Raw genomic sequence first — 2,608 nt, forward strand, 5'->3', positions numbered from 1 at the left:
CTCATATAAGAGTGTCTTTTCCAATAGTTTTTTAGCAGAAGCAAGAAGCTCCAACTATGATTAATAAAATAAATAATACAACTAATAAAGCAAAGCCGCCGCCACAACTACTACAACTACCACCAAAGCCCATAACAGTTCCTCCTTTAGATAAGAGGAGAAAACAAGAGGTCACTCATGTATTTTAACGGATTCAATTTACTTTATGTATTTACGCATGAATTGAGCAGGTCCTTTTGAAAATAAAGAAAAGAGACCCTAAGGTGCCTTCCTCCGACTTGAACCACTTTCTCTGAATTAAAATGGTATTCTCCTAGTAAATTGATATGTTCCCAACCTAAAGGTGATATATGATGCAATAAGTTCTCATTAAAACTACCTATCCGTTTTGGATATTTAACTGCTTTTGTTAGATGTAAAGTATTCCAGATACTGATGGCATTGATAATTATGTTTAAGGCACTGGCCCTTTGCAATTGATGCTGTATGGTTCGCTCACCTTGTTTTCCGAAGAAAATAGCTCTTGCAAGTCCATTCATGGCTTCTCCTTTAATTCGAATGGTAGCAGCACCTTTTAATAGAATTGTCCCCTTGGTTTAACAAATGCTTTTTTGTAAATAATATGTTTGTTAAAAAATTAATTAAGGGGGACTTGTATGCCACAGGATCGAAAAGCAGAAGTTCAAAACGATGCATACGAAGGAAAAGAGATCATGCCAGATAATCCACAATATCTACCGCGTCACGTGCAAATGGAGCTGCCTCACGAATTTTCTGTAAATCCTCTGTTTGCCCGCGAAGGAGAATCAGTCGTTCCGCGCTTTCACATGCCTGATGAAGGCATGTTACCAGAAACAGCGTATCAAATCGTCCATGATGAAATTGCTCTTGATGGCAATGCCCGCTTGAATCTTGCAACATTCGTTAGCACATGGATGGAGCCTGCCGCAGAGCACTTATATGCCAAATCATTCGACAAGAACATGATTGACAAGGATGAATATCCACAGACAGCCGAAATTGAGGAGCGGTGTGTCCGCATTTTAGCCAACCTCTGGCATTCGCCCACCCCCCTTACGACTATGGGCGTTTCAACAACTGGATCGTCGGAAGCATGTATGCTCGGGGGGCTTGCGTTAAAGAGACGCTGGCAAAATGCACGCAAAAGCGAAGGGAAGCCGGTGGATCGGCCCAATATTGTGTTTAGTTCTGCTGTTCAAGTCGTTTGGGAAAAATTCGCGAACTATTGGGAGGTTGAACCACGCTATGTGAAGGTTAGCCCAGAGCATCCCCGATTGGATCCTCAGGGGGTCCTCGCTGTCGTGGATGAAAATACGATTGGTGTAGTACCGATTCTCGGTGAGACTTATACCGGGCTTTACGAACCGGTGTCCGCCATTGCGAAAGCGTTGGACGATTTACAGGAGAGGACGGGCCTCGACATTCCCATGCATGTGGATGCGGCTTCGGGGGGATTTATAGCACCGTTTCTTCAACCAGATTTAGTCTGGGATTTTCAATTACCGAGGGTGAAGTCCATCAATGTATCCGGACATAAATATGGATTAGTCTATCCTGGGTTGGGTTGGATAATTTGGCGGGAAGCTGAAGATCTCCCTGAGGATCTAATCTTCCGCGTCTCCTATTTGGGCGGGAACATGCCGACTTTTGCCCTGAATTTCTCTCGTCCTGGCGCACAAGTGCTCCTGCAATATTACAATTACCTGCGTTTGGGGAAAAGTGGGTACTATGATGTCCAAAGGGCTTCTCAGAAAGTCGCTCTTTTTCTTAGCGAGGCGATTCAGAAGATGGAACCGTTCGAACTTTTGTCCGATGGTTCGGATATTCCGGTTTTCGCTTGGCGACTGAAAGATGGTTACACATTAAACTGGAATCTTTATGATTTATCTCGACAATTGCGTGTGTTCGGTTGGCAAGTACCCGCCTATCCATTGCCTCCAGATATGGAAGCGGTGACGATTATGCGCGTTGTGGTTCGAAATGGATTTTCCATGGATCTCGCGCATTTATTTTTGAGGAACCTCAAACAGACCGTTGCCTTTCTGGATTCCCTGGACGGGCCTATGCCACATGATACGAAATGTGATAATGGGTTTCATCACTAAATGAAAAAAGCCTAATTTCTTCATATTTAATTGAGAAATTAGGCTTTTTAATATTGAAATTTCCTTAACGTTGTAAATCAGCATTTTTCTGACGCTACCCCATAAAGAAAAGACACCCATATATGAGTGCCTTTTCTAATAGTTTGTTTAGCAGAAGCAGCTAGCTCCAACTATGATTAATAAAATAAATAATACAACTAATAAAGCAAAGCCGCCGCCACAACTACTACAACTACCACCAAAGCCCATAACAGTTCCTCCTTTAGATAAGAGGAGAAAACAAGAGGTCACTCATGTATTTTAACGGATTCAATTTACTTTATGTATTTACGCATGAATTGAGCAGGTCCTTTTGAAAATAAAAAAGACACCTTTTAAGGTGTCTTTCTCCGATTTGAACCATCTCAAGTTTAATGATAGGGGGTCTCGCCACACATCCATCAACTTAAGGTATCTTTTTATACAAAATGTGGTTTTTTCAC

General features: G+C 42.2%; 3 protein-coding genes and 1 pseudogene. 1 reads left to right on the plus strand and 3 read right to left on the minus strand.

The features are described 5' to 3' along the window. Positions 1–31: 31 nt before the first annotated feature. A complete protein-coding gene (locus AB3X48_RS20880; RefSeq protein WP_000505688.1) occupies positions 32–133 on the minus strand; it encodes a YjcZ family sporulation protein in 102 nt (33 codons plus the stop codon). A 70-nt stretch (positions 134–203) separates the two neighbouring features. After that, positions 204–551: pseudogene (locus tag AB3X48_RS20885) on the minus strand (Tn3 family transposase); the annotation flags it as partial. Positions 552–656: 105 nt separating this feature from the next. On the opposite strand from AB3X48_RS20885, the gene gad reads away from it, so the two are divergent. Continuing rightward, positions 657–2,126, plus strand: a complete 1,470-nt coding sequence (gad, locus tag AB3X48_RS20890) for a glutamate decarboxylase (RefSeq protein ID WP_016103938.1) — start codon at positions 657–659, stop codon at positions 2,124–2,126. A gap of 147 nt (positions 2,127–2,273) precedes the next feature. Here the strand turns inward: gad and AB3X48_RS20895 are convergent, their stop codons facing one another. Then, a complete protein-coding gene (locus tag AB3X48_RS20895) occupies positions 2,274–2,375 on the minus strand; it encodes a YjcZ family sporulation protein (RefSeq protein ID WP_000505688.1) in 102 nt (33 codons plus the stop codon). Between the last annotated feature and the right edge of the window lie 233 nt (positions 2,376–2,608).

Origin of the sequence: Bacillus sp. S4 (assembly GCF_040838205.1) — a bacterium.
Classification (GTDB): Bacteria; Bacillota; Bacilli; order Bacillales; family Bacillaceae_G; genus Bacillus_A; species Bacillus_A cereus_U.